Origin of the sequence: Thermoactinomyces vulgaris (genome assembly GCF_005886755.1) — a bacterium.
GTDB lineage: Bacteria > Bacillota > Bacilli > Thermoactinomycetales > Thermoactinomycetaceae > Thermoactinomyces > Thermoactinomyces vulgaris.
Genome location: NZ_CP039710.1, coordinates 706863 through 723571, shown reverse-complemented (window position 1 = coordinate 723571; position 16709 = coordinate 706863). Strand labels below are relative to the sequence as shown.

Sequence of the window (16709 nt, the reverse complement as noted above, 5' to 3'; positions counted from 1 at the left end):
TGTTTCAGATTGTTCATATTTTTTAATAAAAAAGAAAAGACTTGTGTTGCCACAAGTCCTATCAACCTTCTAAAAATTTCAAGACATGGTAAAAGAGAAAGCCCATCACAGCCGTACCCGGAAGGGTCAGCACCCAGGCATAAATGATTTTTCCGGCCACACTCCAACGCACGCTGCGGACACGTTCCGCCGCACCGACGCCAATGATTGAACCCGTGATGGTATGTGTCGTACTGACCGGAATCCCAATTTTCGCCACCGCGGTCAACAAAATGGCCGACCCGGTCTCAGCGGCAAAACCTTGCGGCGTTTCCAAACGGCTCAACCGGGAACCGATCGTATGGATGATTTTTCGTCCCCCCATTGCGGTTCCCAAGCCCATGGCCAAACCCGCAGCCACTTTGACCCAGCTTGGCACCGTCAATTCACTGTATGAACCGTACGCCACCAAGGCCATGGCAACGATCCCCATCGCTTTTTGCGCATCGGAAGCCCCGTGGCTGAACGCCATAAACGCAGACGAAATAATCTGCAACGGTTTAAAAATTCGTTTCACCCGGGAGCGGGGCATGGTTTGGAAAAGTTTCCGAATCAATTTGATCAGACTTCCCGAGAAAAGTGCTCCCAATACGGGAGAAATCAACATGGCAACAAGAATCATAATAATTCCATGAACTTTAAGAACGCCAAAACCTTTATATGCAATCACCGCCCCGATCAAACTGCCGATCAAGGCATGGGATGAACTGGTGGGAAGTCCCAACAGCACCGTGATGATATTCCACATGATCACTGCCAATAAAGCCGATATCAACAAAACCAATGTCACATTTTCCGGATCCACAATATCCTTTCCGATCGCTTTTGCAACCGCCGTGGAAAAAAAGGCCCCGGCCAGGTTTAATACCGCGGCCATGAAAATGGCTGCCCACGGGGATAACGTGCGTGTCCCCACCACCGTCGCAATCGCGTTGGCGGTATCATGCCATCCGTTTGTAAAATCAAACACCAATGCCAATACCACAACTGCAACCAGTAACCAAAACGGATCAAGCATACTTCATTACCACACTTTCCATCACGTCCATCACATCTTCAAAGGAATCCGTGACACCTTCCAGTTTTTGATAGATCTCTTTCATTTTGATTAATTCAATCGGGTCAATCGACTCTTCAAACAACGCACTGATGCTTTCCCGCATCAATTTGTCGCCTTCATTTTCCAACGAATTGATTTCGACGGAAATCCGGCGAATGGTATCAAAATCCCGTTTTTCCAATGCGACAAATGCTTCCTGTAACTGTCGCGCCGATTTTTCCAGGATTTCTCCATACTGGATCAGGTAAGGCGTCGTTTTGTTGACATGCATATAAACAAACCGCGCGGCGCATGCTTCAATCCCGTCCAAAACATCATCCAGATAATAAACCAATTTCAAGATGTCTTCATGATCAAGAGGAGTGACAAACGCCTTGTTGAGTTCCTGGATCACAAGATGAGTGTAATCGTCCCCCTTATGCTCCAGTTCTTTCAATCTTTCCGCATATTGTTCCTTTTCTTCCAGGGTTTCCACGTTTTCGCGGAACAGCTGTACGGCCTCGATGATGTTGGTGGTTGCATCCACCATGGTTTGGTAAAAAATCTTGTCCTTTGACCGGTTAAAGAGCACAATCATTTCCTCCCAATCAACCATTTTTTAACCAAAAATTATCTTATTCTTAAAAAAGAAGTTTTGAAATACCTCAGCCTGAGACTTAACCAATTATTTATCTCTGATTTAAAAAAACTTAACAAAAACTTTACATTGGAAATAAAAAACACACGACATATCTTGATATCCAATGCGGTTTGGCGGTATTGGAAGAAAAGGAACAACAGGCACCACGGGCTTTTTCAGGGACGGACCGGATCCAATCATTTATTTTAACACAGAAGTAAACAGCTGACTTAAAGGAAGAATCTTCTTTTCATCTTGCAAAATTGTCCCGACGACGGAAATGCACTCTGTTTTATCTATTTCCCAAATGAAAAGATTATATAAATGCATAAAAAAAGACACCCTTTGCAGGTGTCTTCAAAGCCAATCCGGCGAGGCGTCACATATGAACATTGCTGTGCAAATAGGTTCCTTCAATTTGTAAATAAAGCAAATTGATCTCACTGATTTTCTTGGACAGCTCGTTCATTTCCTCGTTGGTTTTAAAAAAGAGCTCTTCATCTTCTGTATCCTTCAATTTTTCATAAAGCTCCATATAAGCTTGTTCAAGTTGTTGGAGCCGGTCCGGAATTTTGGCACACACTTGTTGGCAAGCCCATTCAAATTCCTGCTTCTTCTCCGGGGACAAACTTTCATAATCCACGTGCAAAACCGGCCGCATCAATTCCAACTCTTGGTCATAGCGAAGCTCAAAAGCGGGTTTTGTCATCATCTTCACCTTCACCTTTTTAGGGTTGCGGCTTTTCTTCCGTATTTAACTGCATATTGCGTTTCACTTGATCTTGCAAATCCTCTTTGATCAATTGCTCCGTTTTCAGCTCGATCTGATCCGGATCCCCTCCGGCTTCTTTCCAATCTTTGAGCAAACCGGACACTTCTTTGCGGTAATCTTCATCCAGTTTGTTGCCCACCTCATCAAAACGCTGTCTCACATAGTTTTGCAGCTGTTCATTTCTTTGTTCAATCCAGGAACGGATTTGTTGAAAGGTTCGCTGGTCGATTTTTTGATCATCTTTGATAAAGTGGTTGGCTTTTTTCAGACGATCCGATTCCTGGTCCACTTTGGTTTGCATATCGGCATAATATTGTTGCAGGCGTTCTTCATCATAGTGATGGGCTTTTTGCACCGAATTGATTGCACGGATCGCCCACGGTTGCCGGGATTCTTTCAAGCGTTCCGTTTCGGATGACAATACCTTTTCCAATTCCTGTTCATTTTTGACGGTGGCATAATCCCCGCCGGTTTGATCGGCTATGTTTCGCAATTGCTGTTCGGTTTTCGCTTCCACATCCAAACCGATCACATGAACATTGGCTGCGGTGTCGGACAAATGCAGGGCTTGTGCCATTTTTTCCGGATTGCCGTCACAGTTGTCATAACCGTCCGTGATCAGAATGACATGGTTTTCCACCTGACCGGGTGCCCCTTTTTTCATATCCGGTTGGGATTTAAACAATGCCAGGGCCAGGGGATTGTAGCCCGTCGGTTGAACCCGGCTCAAAGCTTGTTCCAACTGTTTTTGGTCATACCGGGAACCTGCATAAATTTTTTGGGTGCTGTTGCATGACCGGTCCCGGTCCTTCAACTCCGGACTCCCTTCATGTCCGTAAATGCGCAACTGGAAATCCACCGTATTTTGCGGAAAGCGTTTGGCCAATTGTTGAAGTGATTTTTTCACCGCATCCATCTTCGGTTGTTCTTTCAATTTTCCTCCCATGCTCCCGCTCGTATCCAGTAAAACCACATAGTTCATTTTTTTGTTTTCCGGATCCGTCTTCGATTTCTTCGCTGCCTCTTCCGCTTGCAGCCAGCGGTCTTTCACATTGCGCCATGCTTCGCTTTTGGCTTTATAGGTTTGATGGGAGAGTGCATCAAACGCTTCGATATCCTCTTTATAATTTTCGCCGACCAACCCCAGCAAATAAGCATAAGCTTTGTCATCCGACAAGCCTTTCGGCATTTGCTGCAAAGCGTTGATGACTTCATTCCGCTCATAATTTTTCCCGGCGTATCTTCCTTGCCCGTCATCATTCAATATCGCCTGCAACTCGGTGTGGGGAGCCGGGCTTTTGGGAATGCTTCGATCCTTTTCCTCTTCGTCCGGATTCTCTTCTTTGGCTTGTTCCTGTTGTTGAAGCGTTAATTTGTCCACTTTCTCGATTTCATTGCCTGTGGTTTGCTGGATTTTTTGGATCACTGACGCGCAACCACTTGACATCCCGACCGTCAACAACAGGAAGCCTGTCAGCAGGACTCGACTTTTGCTGATACGCATAAGCCCTCCTTATCCTATCCTCTTCATTGATCTATATATATCCAACCTGAGAGAAAAACATCCCAATTTGATTTTAGCTTACTTGATGCACTTTGATTTCGCAATAGGTGCAGCCTGCCTTCATTCGACAATCTCGGGAAAGATTTTATCCGATCAAAGGGCGTTCTTCCGGATACCGGAAAGGAGGCGGATCAATGTCGCGGGCAATGGCCAACGCCAGAGTGATCGGACCAAGACGCCCGGCATACATGCTGAAAATGAGAATAATTTTTCCCATCTCGCTCAAATGGGGGGTCAGTCCGGTGGACAACCCCACGGTTCCCACGGCGGAAACCGCTTCAAACAAGGCAGACAGGATGTCGGTTTGTTCCGTGATCGCCAAGAGCATGGTGACGATGATCACCAGTGTTAAGGAAGCCACTGTAATCGTCAATGCTTTATACACATGTTTCGTGGGAATCCGGCGCCGGTAAGCCACCACATCCTGACGTCCCCTCATCATGGTCCACACGGCCAACAAAATCACAGCCAGCGTGGTGGTTTTGATTCCTCCCCCGATGGAGCTGGGAGACGCTCCCACAAACATCAGCAGGATGGTGAAAAACAATGTCGCCGGATACATGTGGCTTAAGTCCAGAGTTTGAAATCCTCCGGACCTGGGAGTGACCGCATGAAAAAAAGAAGCCAACAGCTTTTCCTTCAAAGAAAAAGATTGCATGGTTTGGGGATTGTTCCATTCCGTAAATAAAATGACCAGCATTCCGATGCCAAGGAGCAGGCCGGTCATGGTCAACACCAATTTGGTATGTAAACTGAGCCGCTTGGTTTTTGGATAATGGATCAGCTCCAGGATCACGATAAAACCGATGCCACCCAAAATCACCAGGAAGCCGACAATCAGATTGACCCACGGATCGTGCACATAAGCTGTCAACCCGGCAAATGCCCGGGTCTCTCCAAACAAGTCAAAGCCTCCCTGGTTAAAAGCGGAGACCGCATGAAAAAGCGCATAATACAACCCTTTTTTGATCCCCCAATCCGGGACGAAACAAAAACACAAAGCGACAAACCCGGTTCCCTCGACAATCAGGGTGATGAGAAACACTTTCAAAACAAGGCTGACCACCCCTTGCAATTCCAATTGATTGAATGCTTCCCGCAAGACCAGCCGCTCCTGCACGCCGATTTTTCTCCCCAGAATCATGGCAAACAAAGTGGTGAGAGTCATGATCCCCAGTCCGCCGGTCTGAATGAGCAGGAGGATCACCATTTCGCCAAATGTGCTGAACGTTTGAGCCGTATCCACCACCACCAGTCCGGTCACACAAACGGCAGAGGTTGCCGTAAATAAAGCATCAATCCATGGAAGCGGCTGTCCGCTTTCGGTGGCAACAGGCAAGGAAAGGAGAAAGCTCCCGGCCAAAATCGCCACCACAAAACCGATGGCAAGCACTTGAGCCGGATTTAATCTTTTCTTTTGAAATGATTTGTTTTTCTTGTACAACACACGACATCATTTCCTTTTGTAAAATTTGTTGAATGTCTTTGGATTGGTTATAATGAGATCACCGGGTAAAATAGCATTATACATCAATTTTTAGCATGGGACGGATTCATTATGACCAGAAAACCTCGAGTTGTCGTTGGCATGTCCGGCGGCGTGGACTCTTCTGTTACAGCCTGGTTACTGAAAGAACAAGGATATGAAGTGATCGGCCTGTTTATGAAAAACTGGGATGACACCGATGAATTCGGTCATTGTACCGCCACAGAGGATTATGAAGATGTGCGGAGAGTGTGCGCACAAATCGGCATCCCTTATTATTCGGTAAACTTCGAGAAAGAATATTACCAAAAAGTGTTCCAATATTTCCTGGACGAATATCGAAAAGGCCGCACCCCCAATCCGGATGTCATGTGTAACCGGGAAATCAAGTTTGGCGATTTCCTCAAAAAAGCCAAACAACTGGGAGCAGACTTGATCGCCACCGGACACTATGCACAAATCAAAGATGAAAATGGCACCAAATATTTGGTTCGCGGTGCTGATTCCAATAAAGACCAGACTTACTTTTTATATGCAGTTCCGAAACAACAATTGATGCAAGCCATCTTCCCGATTGGCCACATGCAAAAGAAAGAAGTGCGTGCACTGGCTGAAAAAGCGGGACTGGCCACCGCCAAAAAGAAAGACAGCACCGGCATCTGTTTTATCGGCGAACGCAATTTCCGTGAATTCCTCAGTCAGTATTTGCCGGCACAACCAGGCAAAATTTGCACGCTGGACGGCCGGGAAATTGGCGAGCATCACGGCCTGATGTATTACACATTGGGTCAACGCCAAGGATTGGGCATTGGCGGTTCCGGAACCGGCGAGCCTTGGTTTGTTGCCAAAAAAGATTTGGAGAACAATATTTTGTATGTGGTCCAAGGGCATGACCATGAAGCGCTCTACTCCAACGGTTTGTCGGCAACAGACGTCAACTGGCTGGGAGAAGGAAATTTGCCGGACCGTCCGTTTGAATGCACAGCCAAATTCCGTTACCGCCAACAAGACCAAAAAGTGCTTGTCCATCCTCAAGCTGACGGATGCCTGCACGTCGAATTTGAAAAGCCGCAACGCGCGGTAACCCCCGGACAATCAATCGTGATGTATCGCGATGAAAAATGTCTGGGCGGCGGCATTATCGATCACACTTTTTAACCTTTCTCCCATAAAAAGCCCGGGGACGGGGATCTCCCCGCCCTCCGTTTTCCTTTTAATTGCTTGAATAATTATATTTAACCCAAAAAAACCATTTTATATATTATATAAAAATAGAACTTTGGTCGGCTGTTCAAAAACTGGAAAATAGAGTAGCATATAAACGAGTTTTCATAAAGGAGGACTCATTTCCGTGAAAAATACATATCGCGGTGAACCGGAACACAAAGAGAATTTTTCCATCGATGAGTTCGGCTTACAAGTCAAGCGAAAAGCCCTGGTGTTTACCAGTGCCGGCATTGCTTGCCTGATCATGACTTTTTCCGCATATGTGATCGGAATGGAAGAAACTTATCCAACAGCATCCAAGCTTGAACAACCATTGATTTCGAAGAAAAAGTCAAATATCTCTGAACATGCAGTCAACGAATCCAGGCAACTGGCATCAGCGGATGTCGACCGACCGGCCACCACGGAGAACAACGGGGAAACTGCGAACACATCCATTCAGCCTGACACCAATCCAAACGACCCGGCACCGTCCGCTTCCAACCCTTCTCCGAAAAACGATCCGGCGACACAGGAACCAAAAAATCATGACTTGTCGGATATTGTGGCCATTGCCGATCCGGTTGGAGAAACGCCGGTTTATGAAAAGGATGATCCGGTACCATCCAACGATCAAAAACCGAAGTTTCCGCCACCCAAGTTTGAATGGAATCAACCGGGTTTCCTTGACCACTTGATTCCTTGCAAGCCTGAACCGTCCAAAGACTGCACAAAATCAATCATTAAAAAACCAGAAACAAACAACGATCTCAAATGGATTCATTTAAACCCCCATCACAAGGATGAAGATGACAAACAATCCAAGCGGCTCAACCAATCTGATTCATCTGATGTGAAAAAACAAGAAAGCCATCGACGGAGCCAAAACAAGCAGACCGTTTCAACCAAAGAAAAACCCAAACAAGACTTCAAACGGTTTCAAAAGCAGGCCTTGCTTTTCGAAATGAAAGACAAGCATCTACACAGCAAAATAAAGACCCAACCTGTGAAGAAAGAGCCGTTCTTTTTAAAAACAAAAACAAAATGGAATCATCAAAAAAGCAGCTAATTCAAATTGAATTAGCTGCTTTTTTGATGGCGTGCCCTGGAAGATTCGAACTCCCGACCTTCTGATCCGTAGTCAGACGCTCTATCCAGCTGAGCTAAGGGCACATATTTAATTGGTGCGGACGAAGGGACTTGAACCCCCACGGTCTGAAGTGACCACAAGAACCTGAATCTTGCGCGTCTGCCAATTCCGCCACGTCCGCACGTCATGGAGGCGGCACCCGGATTCGAACCGGGGATAAAGGTTTTGCAGACCTCTGCCTTACCACTTGGCTATGCCGCCATGTTGAATGAAATAAATCAGATCATCAAACAATAACTTTGAAAGGAGGAAACAATGGTGATTACCATTTCGTCAAAAATCGAAGGTTTACAGATTCCCTACGGAATTCTTCAAGAACAACTGGAACCTGAAGACTTCCATCTGGGTGGTGGCTATGATTACGACCACGGCTATCTCGACAAGCCTTTGGATTGGGAATCTGATCAAGGTTACCGTTACTATTTGCGTATTCCCCTTTACACGGTTAAAGGAGAATTGGAATCACGCAACGCCATCGTCAAAATCGGTAAACCTTTCATCATCAAACATGAATTTCTGACAAAAAATGACCCATCCGGAGATATCGGACTTGTCAGTTCTTTGGTGAATCAATTTTCCAAACCCGTCCCTTCAGCAGATGAACCCATTGATGACAAATGGATTCAGCGGGCTGAAAAAGTGATTCAAACCATTGAAGCCAAACTTGCAACCGTAAGTTGAAGATGGCAGGGGCGGTAGGAATCGAACCCACACTGGAGGTTTTGGAGACCTCTGTTCTACCATTAAACTACGCCCCTACGATGGTGCTGGTGGAGGGACTTGAACCCCCAACCTACTGATTACAAGTCAGTTGCTCTACCAATTGAGCCACACCAGCCAGTGGTGGCTCGGGACGGAATCGAACCGCCGACACGAGGATTTTCAGTCCTCTGCTCTACCGACTGAGCTACCGAGCCTCATAAAATGGCGGAGAGAGAGGGATTCGAACCCTCGAGGCGGGGTTTGCCCGCCTACACGATTTCCAATCGTGCTCCTTCGACCACTCGGACATCTCTCCGTGTCAAGTCATTCGAAAATAAGTTACTTACTTATTTCGTATTGTTTATCGTGCTGACAAATAATATGATACACAGCCCCTGTCTTCATGTCAAGACAAAATTTACTTTAGTTTTTTTCTGAAAACTCCCCACTCTGCCCTCTCACCTTAAAACCGGCGAGAAGATTGAACCCATTCCACCAAGGAACAGGACATGCCACGAGGAACAAAACTGTAAGATCAGGGCAATAATTTTTGAAAACAATTCCCCCTGTCTGAAATCAGGGGGGATTGTTTGCCTGGCAACGACCTACTCTCCCAGGGGTCATCCCCAAGTACCATCGGCGCTGGAGGGCTTAACTTCCGTGTTCGGGATGGGAACGGGTGGATCCCCTCCGCTATGGTCACCAGACAAAGATGTTATGGACACACCCTGAAAATGAGGATGGAAGAAGCAAAGCAACCGTGAGAAGTAGTAGGGAAAGCCCTCGACCGATTCGTATCCGTCAGCTGAACACATTGCTGTGCTTACACCCCGGACCGATCTACCTTGTCATCTACAAGGGGTCTTACTTCCACGAAGGGAATGGGAAATCTCATCTTGAGGGGGGCTTCGCGCTTAGATGCTTTCAGCGCTTATCCCTTCCGCACTTGGCTACCCAGCGGTGCTCCTGGCGGAACAACTGGTACACCAGAGGTGCGTCCATCCCGGTCCTCTCGTACTAAGGACAGCTCCTCTCAAATTTCCTGCGCCCGCGACAGATAGGGACCGAACTGTCTCACGACGTTCTGAACCCAGCTCGCGTACCGCTTTAATGGGCGAACAGCCCAACCCTTGGGACCTACTTCAGCCCCAGGATGCGATGAGCCGACATCGAGGTGCCAAACCTCCCCGTCGATGTGGACTCTTGGGGGAGATAAGCCTGTTATCCCCGGGGTAGCTTTTATCCGTTGAGCGATGGCCCATCCACACGGAACCACCGGATCACTAAGTCCGACTTTCGTCCCTGCTCGACTTGTAGGTCTCGCAGTCAAGCTCCCTTCTGCCTTTGCACTCTGAGGGCGCGATTTCCAACCGCGCTGAGGGAACCTTGGAGCGCCTCCGTTACCTTTTAGGAGGCGACCGCCCCAGTCAAACTGCCCACCTGACACGGTCCTCCCGCCGGATGACGGCGGCGAGTTAGAACCCCGATACGGCCAGAGTGGTATCCCACCGGCGTCTCCACCGAAGCTGGCGCTCCGGCTTCGCAGACTCCCACCTATCCTGTACAAGCCGTACCCGGATTCAATATCAGGCTGCAGTAAAGCTCCACGGGGTCTTTCCGTCTTGTCGCGGGTAACCAGCATCTTCACTGGTAGTACAATTTCACCGGGTCTCTCGTTGAGACAGCGCCCAGATCGTTACGCCTTTCGTGCGGGTCGGAACTTACCCGACAAGGAATTTCGCTACCTTAGGACCGTTATAGTTACGGCCGCCGTTTACTGGGGCTTCGGTTCAGAGCTTCGCGTGAGCTAACTCTTCCCCTTAACCTTCCAGCACCGGGCAGGCGTCAGCCCCTATACTTCGCCTTGCGGCTTTGCAGAGACCTGTGTTTTTGCTAAACAGTCGCCTGGGCCTCTTCACTGCGGCCCCCTCGGGCCCGAAGACCCTAACGGGGCACCCCTTCTCCCGAAGTTACGGGGTCATTTTGCCGAGTTCCTTAACGAGAGTTCTCCCGAGCACCTTAGGATTCTCTCCTCGCCTACCTGTGTCGGTTTGCGGTACGGGCACCTTGTTCCTCCTTAGAGGCTTTTCTTGGCAGTGTGAGATCAAGAACTTCGGTACTGAAACTTCCCTCGCCATCACAGCCTGGCCTTAAGAAGAGACGGATTTGCCTGTCTCTTCAGCCTCACTGCTTGGACGCGCACAACCAGTCGCGCGATTCTCTACCCTCCTGCGTCCCCCCGTCGTCAACGGAACAAGGTGGTACAGGAATCTCAACCTGTTGTCCATCGCCTACGCCTTTCGGCCTCGGCTTAGGTCCCGACTAACCCTGAGCGGACGAACCTTCCTCAGGAAACCTTAGGCTTTCGGTGGAAGGGATTCTCACCCTTCTTTTCGCTACTCATACCGGCATTCTCACTTCCAAACGCTCCACCGCTTCTCACGAAGCAGCTTCGCTGCTGTTTGGAACGCTCCCCTACCATGTCCGAAGGACATCCGCAGCTTCGGTGAACCGTTTAGCCCCGTTACATTTTCGGCGCAGAGTCACTTGACCAGTGAGCTATTACGCACTCTTTGAATGATGGCTGCTTCTAAGCCAACATCCTGGTTGTCTGGGCAACTCCACATCCTTTGCCACTTAACGGTTACTTTGGGACCTTAGCTGGCGGTCTGGGCTGTTTCCCTCTCGACCACGGATCTTAGCACTCGTAGTCTGACTCCCGGAGGACGAGTCTGTGGCATTCGGAGTTTAACTGAGTTCGGTAACCCTGTGGGGGCCCCTAGCCCAATCAGTGCTCTACCTCCACGACTCCTCTCCGAGGCTAGCCCTAAAGCTATTTCGGGGAGAACCAGCTATCTCCGGGTTCGATTGGCATTTCACCCCTACCCACACCTCATCCTATGGTTTTTCAACACCAACAGGTTCGGGCCTCCATTCCGTGTTACCGGAACTTCACCCTGGACATGGGTAGATCACCCGGTTTCGGGTCGACGGCCACGTACTCATTCGCCCTATTCAGACTCGCTTTCGCTGCGGCTCCGGCTTCTCACCTTAACCTCGCACGTAACCGTCACTCGCCGGTTCATTCTACAAAAGGCACGCCGTCATCCCTTTAAAAGGACTCCGACTGATTGTAAGCACACGGTTTCAGGTTCTCTTTCACTCCCCTCCCGGGGTGCTTTTCACCTTTCCCTCACGGTACTGGTTCACTATCGGTCGCCAGGGAGTATTTAGCCTTGGGAGGTGGTCCTCCCTGCTTCCCACGGGGTTTCACGTGTCCCGTGGTACTCAGGATCCGTCTCGGAGGGTGACCGATTTCGATTACAGGGCTGTTACCTTCTTTGGCGGGTCTTTCCAGAACCACTTCATCTATCCGTCACCTTTGTGACTCCGTGTGAGACGTCCTACAACCCCGGTTGGCAAAGCCAGCCGGTTTGGGCTGTTCCCGTTTCGCTCGCCGCTACTCAGGGAATCGCGTTTGCTTTCTCTTCCTCAGGGTACTAAGATGTTTCAGTTCCCCTGGTATGCCCCCGTCCATCCTATGGATTCAGATGGCGGTGCCAGCTCTTCAAGCTGGCGGGTTCCCCCATTCGGACATCCCCGGATCAACGCTCACTTACAGCTCCCCGGGGCATATCGGTGTTCGTCCCGTCCTTCATCGGCTCCTGGCGCCAAGGCATCCACCGTGTGCCCTTAGTAGCTTACCCTACTGGCTCTCTTGGAGATTACTTCTCCCGGTGATTGCAACTTGACAAGCGACGTGTGAAGATTCTCGTCAAACGAGCCTCTTCAACCTCGTCTTGCTTCTTCCATATCTCATTTTCAAGGTGCGTTCTTTTTCCTTTTGTCCACCGCCTTTTGCGGCGACAAGGAATAATATATCACGGTCGCAAGAAAAATGCAACCCTTTTTGTAGATGTTTTTTTCAAAAGAAAAGAACCATTCGCTTGTGAACAGCTCTTTATCTTGGTGGAGCTAAGCGGATTCGAACCGCTGACCCCCTGCTTGCAAGGCAGGTGCTCTCCCAGCTGAGCTATAGCCCCACAGTTTGAAGGAATTATTCCTTCAAAACCAAAGAGTGCGAGACATGACTCTTTGAAACGTTTTTGCTCGAAATGAGCTCCTTAGAAAGGAGGTGATCCATCCCCACCTTCCGGTAGGGATACCTTGTTACGACTTCACCCCAATCATCTGCCCCACCTTCGGCGGCTGGCTCCTAAAAGGTTGCCTCACCGACTTCGGGTGTTGCAAACTCTCGTGGTGTGACGGGCGGTGTGTACAAGGCCCGGGAACGTATTCACCGCGGCATGCTGATCCGCGATTACTAGCGATTCCGGCTTCACGCAGGCGAGTTGCAGCCTGCGATCCGAACTGAGACTGGCTTTTTGGGATTGGCTCCCCCTCGCGGGTTCGCTGCCCTTTGTACCAGCCATTGTAGCACGTGTGTAGCCCAGGACATAAGGGGCATGATGATTTGACGTCATCCCCACCTTCCTCCGGCTTTCACCGGCTGTCTCGTTAGAGTGCCCATCCGAAATGCTGGCAACTAACGACAAGGGTTGCGCTCGTTGCGGGACTGAACCCAACATCTCACGACACGAGCTGACGACAACCATGCACCACCTGTCACCGCTGTCCCGAAGGAAACCTCCATCTCTGGAGGGGTCAGCGGGATGTCAAGCCCTGGTAAGGTTCTTCGCGTTGCTTCGAATTAAACCACATGCTCCACCGCTTGTGCGGGCCCCCGTCAATTCCTTTGAGTTTCAGCCTTGCGGCCGTACTCCCCAGGCGGAGTGCTTAATGGGTTACCTTCGGCACTGAGGGGCGTAGCCCCCCAACACCTAGCACTCATCGTTTACGGCGTGGACTACCAGGGTATCTAATCCTGTTTGCTCCCCACGCTTTCGCGCCTCAGCGTCAGTTACAGGCCAGAGAGCCGCCTTCGCCACTGGTGTTCCTCCCGATCTCTACGCATTCCACCGCTACACCGGGAATTCCGCTCCCCTCTCCTGCACTCAAGCTGACCAGTTTCAGGTGCCGCTCTGCGGTTGAGCCGCAGCCTTTCACACCTGACTTAATCAGCCGCCTGCGCGCGCTTTACGCCCAATAATTCCGGATAACGCTCGCCCCCTACGTATTACCGCGGCTGCTGGCACGTAGTTAGCCGGGGCTTTCTCCTTGAGTACCGTCAACCTTCCAGGCTGTTCGCCTGGAAGGAATTCTTCCTCAAGAACAGAGTTTTACAACCCGAAGGCCGTCCTCACTCACGCGGCGTTGCTCCGTCAGGCTTTCGCCCATTGCGGAAAATTCCCTACTGCTGCCTCCCGTAGGAGTCTGGGCCGTGTCTCAGTCCCAGTGTGGCCGATCACCCTCTCAGGTCGGCTACGCATCGTCGCCTTGGTGAGCCGTTACCTCACCAACCAGCTAATGCGCCGCGGGCCCATCCGCAAGTGACAGCCGAAGCCGCCTTTCCCCTTTTCCCCATGCGGGGAAAAGGACTATCCGGTATTAGCCCCGGTTTCCCGGAGTTATCCCGGTCTTGCGGGCAGGTTGCCCACGTGTTACTCACCCGTTCGCCGCTGGATCCTCATCCCGAAGGATGATTCTCCCGCTCGACTTGCATGTATTAGGCACGCCGCCAGCGTTCATCCTGAGCCAGGATCAAACTCTCCAAAAAAGTTTGATGTGAACTCTCAAGAATTAACGAGTCATGTCTTCACTCTTCAGTTTTCAAGGAACAAGTCATGCAGCAGTTTTTCGCGACAACGTTGAATATATTAACCCATATTTGATCACTTGTCAACAAAAAAATTAATTTTTTCTCTCTCTATTATAAATCACACAGAAGAACTTTATTCTCCCTGGTAAACCCCTTGTACCGAAAGGCTTTTCGCCATGTCATTCAAATCCTTCACCACTTCATCCGAAAGAGGAATTCCTTGTTTTTTTCTTTGCAAATATCTTTGATATCTCCTTTCTCCCGGATAATAAACGCCATCACTGTTTGTGGAAGGAGGTGTTTCTTTCAACATCCGCAAAAAGGCGTTCATCCGTTTGTCATATTCCTTTAATGACATGAAATGCGGCACATGATACAGGATGAAATGGTGTCCCACACCAGCAAAGCCAGCCTTCTCTTCATAGATGCTGACTACATTTTTCCCGAAGGCGGCACCGCTTAAGACCCCGCAAAACATCTCAATTGCACATGCCAGAGCATATCCCTTGGCTCCCCCCAACGGCAGCATCGCCCCTTTGAGTGCGGCCGAAGGATCCGTTGTATCCATTCCGTTTTCATCAACGGCCCAGCCCTTGGGAATCGGTTTCTTTTCGCGGGCGGCCAAAATCACTTTGCCTCTTGCAACCATACTGGTGGCCAAGTCAACAATCAACGGTGGACCGTCGTTCACCGGAAAACCGAAAGCAACCGGATTGGTCCCCAGCCGCGGTTCTCTGCCTCCGGTTGGCACAATGCCCGGCGGGGTATTGGTCATGGCGATCAGCACCATATTCTCCCGCATGGCTTGCTGGCAGTAAAACGAACCTGTGCCGTTATGATTGCTGCGACGAATAAAGACACCGGCCATGCCCAGTTTTTTTGCAACGGGAATCGCCGCTTCCAGCGAACGGTAAGAAACCACTTGCCCCAACCCGTTGTCTCCATCCACGTTTAACGCCGATCCGTGTTGAATGATCCGAAGACACGGGCGCACGGAAATTCTGCCTTCCATCATCCTGCGCACATAAACCGGCAAACGGCTGATGCCATGGCTGTCGATTCCTTCCAAGTTGGCTTGTATCAATGAATCCGTTATTATTTTCGCATCTTTTTGAGAAACTCCGACCGCTTTGAGCACTGTTTCGGCAAATCGCCGCAGATCGGCATCTTTAAATCGCGGCAACGGATGGCAAACCTCCTTTCAGATCATTTGCGTAAAGAAAAAGGCCTGCATTGTCACAGGCCTTCCTTCTTTTCTCCGGATCCGGAAAAGATTAACCCAAAAGGGATTTTCTTTTCATTGCAACGGACAGAAGTACCATCCCGGCCAGGATTCCCCCAAGTCCAAACATCATTCCGGTTCCATATGACGTCGCGGTCTTGGGCAACTTTCCTCCTTGAGGCTGTTTGGAACCACCCTTTTGATTGTCATCGCCGGGCTGATCACCACCGTTTCCGGGATTTTTCGGATCATCCTGGTTTCCGGGATCATCGGGATTATTCGGGTCATTCGGTTGGCCGCTTCCTGGATCATCGGGCGCCCCCGGTTGATCCGATCCGCAATCATGGTTGAACACCAGTTTTGCAATCAAGATCTTCCCGATGACTTCATTGTTTATGTTCAATCTTACTTTTAAAACATACGTCCCTTTGGCGCCGTTTGGATTGGACCTGGGATCATATTTCACAAAAAGAGTTTCGTTGTCTTCTTTTACATCCAGTACTCCCTGATCCACTTTCTTCCCGTTCACCAACGCTTGATCGGAAGCCGGATACCAGTAAATTTCATAAGGCACCACCACTTTTAGCGGGGTGTCGGGAAGATCAACCAACTTAAAAACGCTTCCCACCTGTACTTTGAATTGAATCGAGGTGCAATTTCCCTTAAAAGGAATCGGCTTTAAAACATTTGCTTCAACCAACGATTTGAGCTTCGCTTGTACATCCGCATCGTCTGCCGCTGATGAAACGGCCGGATGTAAGCTGATTACCAACAACGAAACCAACGACAAAACAACTTGAGCAAGTTTAATCCATTTTTTTGTCATTTTATGTACCCCCTTACGGGGAATTAGTTTTCCACATCTTTTTTCAATTTCCTTCTTAAAATTGGATAAAATTGATTTAATTTGTAATTGAATAAAAAATATGTAAACATTCCAGGGAACACCTTTTTAGCAAAGAAAAAAGCTGCAAGTTTTAAATCACTTGCAGCTTTGCTTGGTTATCGGTTTGTTTGGAGCGGAAGACGGGATTCGAACCCGCGACCCTCGCCTTGGCAAGGCGATGCTCTACCCCTGAGCCACTTCCGCATATGGGGCGACCGGTGGGAATCGAACCCACGAATGCCGGAGCCACAATCCGGTGCGTTAACCACTTCGCCACGGCCGCC

10 protein-coding genes, 10 tRNA genes and 3 rRNA genes are annotated in these 16709 nt (G+C 49.3%); 3 read left to right on the top strand and 20 right to left on the bottom strand.

Annotated features, from left to right (window positions below; all coding sequences use genetic code 11):
- Positions 1-61 precede the first annotated feature (61 nt).
- The 5 genes from FA954_RS03740 to FA954_RS03720 form a co-directional block, all read right to left on the bottom strand.
- On the bottom strand, positions 62-1057 hold the full coding sequence (locus FA954_RS03740; RefSeq protein ID WP_138614879.1) for an inorganic phosphate transporter: 996 nt from the start codon (positions 1055-1057) through the stop codon (positions 62-64).
- Positions 1050-1676 carry a DUF47 domain-containing protein gene (locus FA954_RS03735; protein ID WP_175413167.1) on the bottom strand — a complete coding sequence of 209 codons (627 nt, stop codon included), beginning with the start codon at positions 1674-1676 and terminating at the stop codon, positions 1050-1052. The genes FA954_RS03740 and FA954_RS03735 overlap by 8 nt, the downstream gene beginning before the upstream one ends.
- 421 nt (positions 1677-2097) lie before the next feature.
- Positions 2098-2430 (bottom strand): hypothetical protein, encoded by a 333-nt coding sequence (locus FA954_RS03730; protein ID WP_037995898.1) that lies wholly within the window; start codon positions 2428-2430, stop codon positions 2098-2100.
- Between the two features lie 16 nt (positions 2431-2446).
- Positions 2447-3994, bottom strand: a complete 1548-nt coding sequence (locus FA954_RS03725; protein ID WP_037995901.1) for a vWA domain-containing protein — start codon at positions 3992-3994, stop codon at positions 2447-2449.
- A 145-nt stretch (positions 3995-4139) separates the two neighbouring features.
- Entirely contained in the window at positions 4140-5498 is a 1359-nt protein-coding gene (locus tag FA954_RS03720; RefSeq protein ID WP_037995927.1) for a TrkH family potassium uptake protein, read from the bottom strand.
- Between the two features lie 114 nt (positions 5499-5612).
- Between FA954_RS03720 and mnmA the strand changes: the two genes are divergently transcribed.
- Positions 5613-6698: a tRNA 2-thiouridine(34) synthase MnmA gene (gene mnmA / locus FA954_RS03715; protein WP_037995903.1), complete on the top strand. Its 1086-nt coding sequence runs from the start codon at positions 5613-5615 to the stop codon at positions 6696-6698.
- Positions 6699-6891: 193 nt separating this feature from the next.
- A complete protein-coding gene (locus FA954_RS03710) occupies positions 6892-7815 on the top strand; it encodes a hypothetical protein (RefSeq protein WP_037995905.1) in 924 nt (307 codons plus the stop codon).
- Positions 7816-7842: 27 nt separating this feature from the next.
- Here FA954_RS03710 and FA954_RS03705 read toward each other — a convergent pair.
- From FA954_RS03705 to FA954_RS03695, 3 genes are all read right to left on the bottom strand, one after another.
- Positions 7843-7919 (bottom strand) — tRNA-Arg (locus tag FA954_RS03705).
- 9 nt (positions 7920-7928) lie between these two features.
- Positions 7929-8017, bottom strand: a tRNA-Leu gene (locus tag FA954_RS03700).
- Positions 8018-8023: 6 nt separating this feature from the next.
- Positions 8024-8097 (bottom strand) — tRNA-Cys (locus tag FA954_RS03695).
- Between the two features lie 57 nt (positions 8098-8154).
- Between FA954_RS03695 and FA954_RS03690 the strand changes: the two genes are divergently transcribed.
- Complete coding sequence (locus FA954_RS03690; RefSeq protein WP_170151231.1) at positions 8155-8577, top strand: YugN family protein; 423 nt, start codon at positions 8155-8157, stop codon at positions 8575-8577.
- Between the two features lie 3 nt (positions 8578-8580).
- Here the strand turns inward: FA954_RS03690 and FA954_RS03685 are convergent.
- The 12 genes from FA954_RS03685 to FA954_RS03630 form a co-directional block, all read right to left on the bottom strand.
- A tRNA-Trp gene (locus tag FA954_RS03685) sits at positions 8581-8654 on the bottom strand.
- A 4-nt stretch (positions 8655-8658) separates the two neighbouring features.
- Positions 8659-8734 (bottom strand) — tRNA-Thr (locus FA954_RS03680).
- A gap of 3 nt (positions 8735-8737) precedes the next feature.
- Positions 8738-8813 (bottom strand) — tRNA-Phe (locus FA954_RS03675).
- Between the two features lie 8 nt (positions 8814-8821).
- Positions 8822-8914, bottom strand: a tRNA-Ser gene (locus FA954_RS03670).
- A 276-nt stretch (positions 8915-9190) separates the two neighbouring features.
- Positions 9191-9305: ribosomal RNA gene (gene rrf / locus FA954_RS03665) — 5S ribosomal RNA — on the bottom strand.
- 64 nt (positions 9306-9369) lie between these two features.
- Positions 9370-12305, bottom strand: a 23S ribosomal RNA gene (locus tag FA954_RS03660).
- Positions 12306-12565: 260 nt separating this feature from the next.
- Positions 12566-12641, bottom strand: a tRNA-Ala gene (locus tag FA954_RS03655).
- A gap of 85 nt (positions 12642-12726) precedes the next feature.
- Positions 12727-14275, bottom strand: a 16S ribosomal RNA gene (locus FA954_RS03650).
- Together the 16S, 23S and 5S rRNA genes with 5 tRNA genes alongside form the textbook arrangement of a ribosomal RNA operon.
- Positions 14276-14450: 175 nt before the next feature.
- Entirely contained in the window at positions 14451-15500 is a 1050-nt protein-coding gene (locus FA954_RS03645; RefSeq protein ID WP_049720529.1) for an Ldh family oxidoreductase, read from the bottom strand.
- A gap of 91 nt (positions 15501-15591) precedes the next feature.
- Positions 15592-16365, bottom strand: coding sequence for a hypothetical protein (locus FA954_RS03640; RefSeq protein ID WP_121873921.1), 774 nt, complete (start codon positions 16363-16365; stop codon positions 15592-15594).
- 189 nt (positions 16366-16554) lie between these two features.
- A tRNA-Gly gene (locus FA954_RS03635) sits at positions 16555-16629 on the bottom strand.
- Between the two features lie 3 nt (positions 16630-16632).
- A tRNA-His gene (locus FA954_RS03630) sits at positions 16633-16708 on the bottom strand.
- Position 16709: the final 1 nt, after the last annotated feature.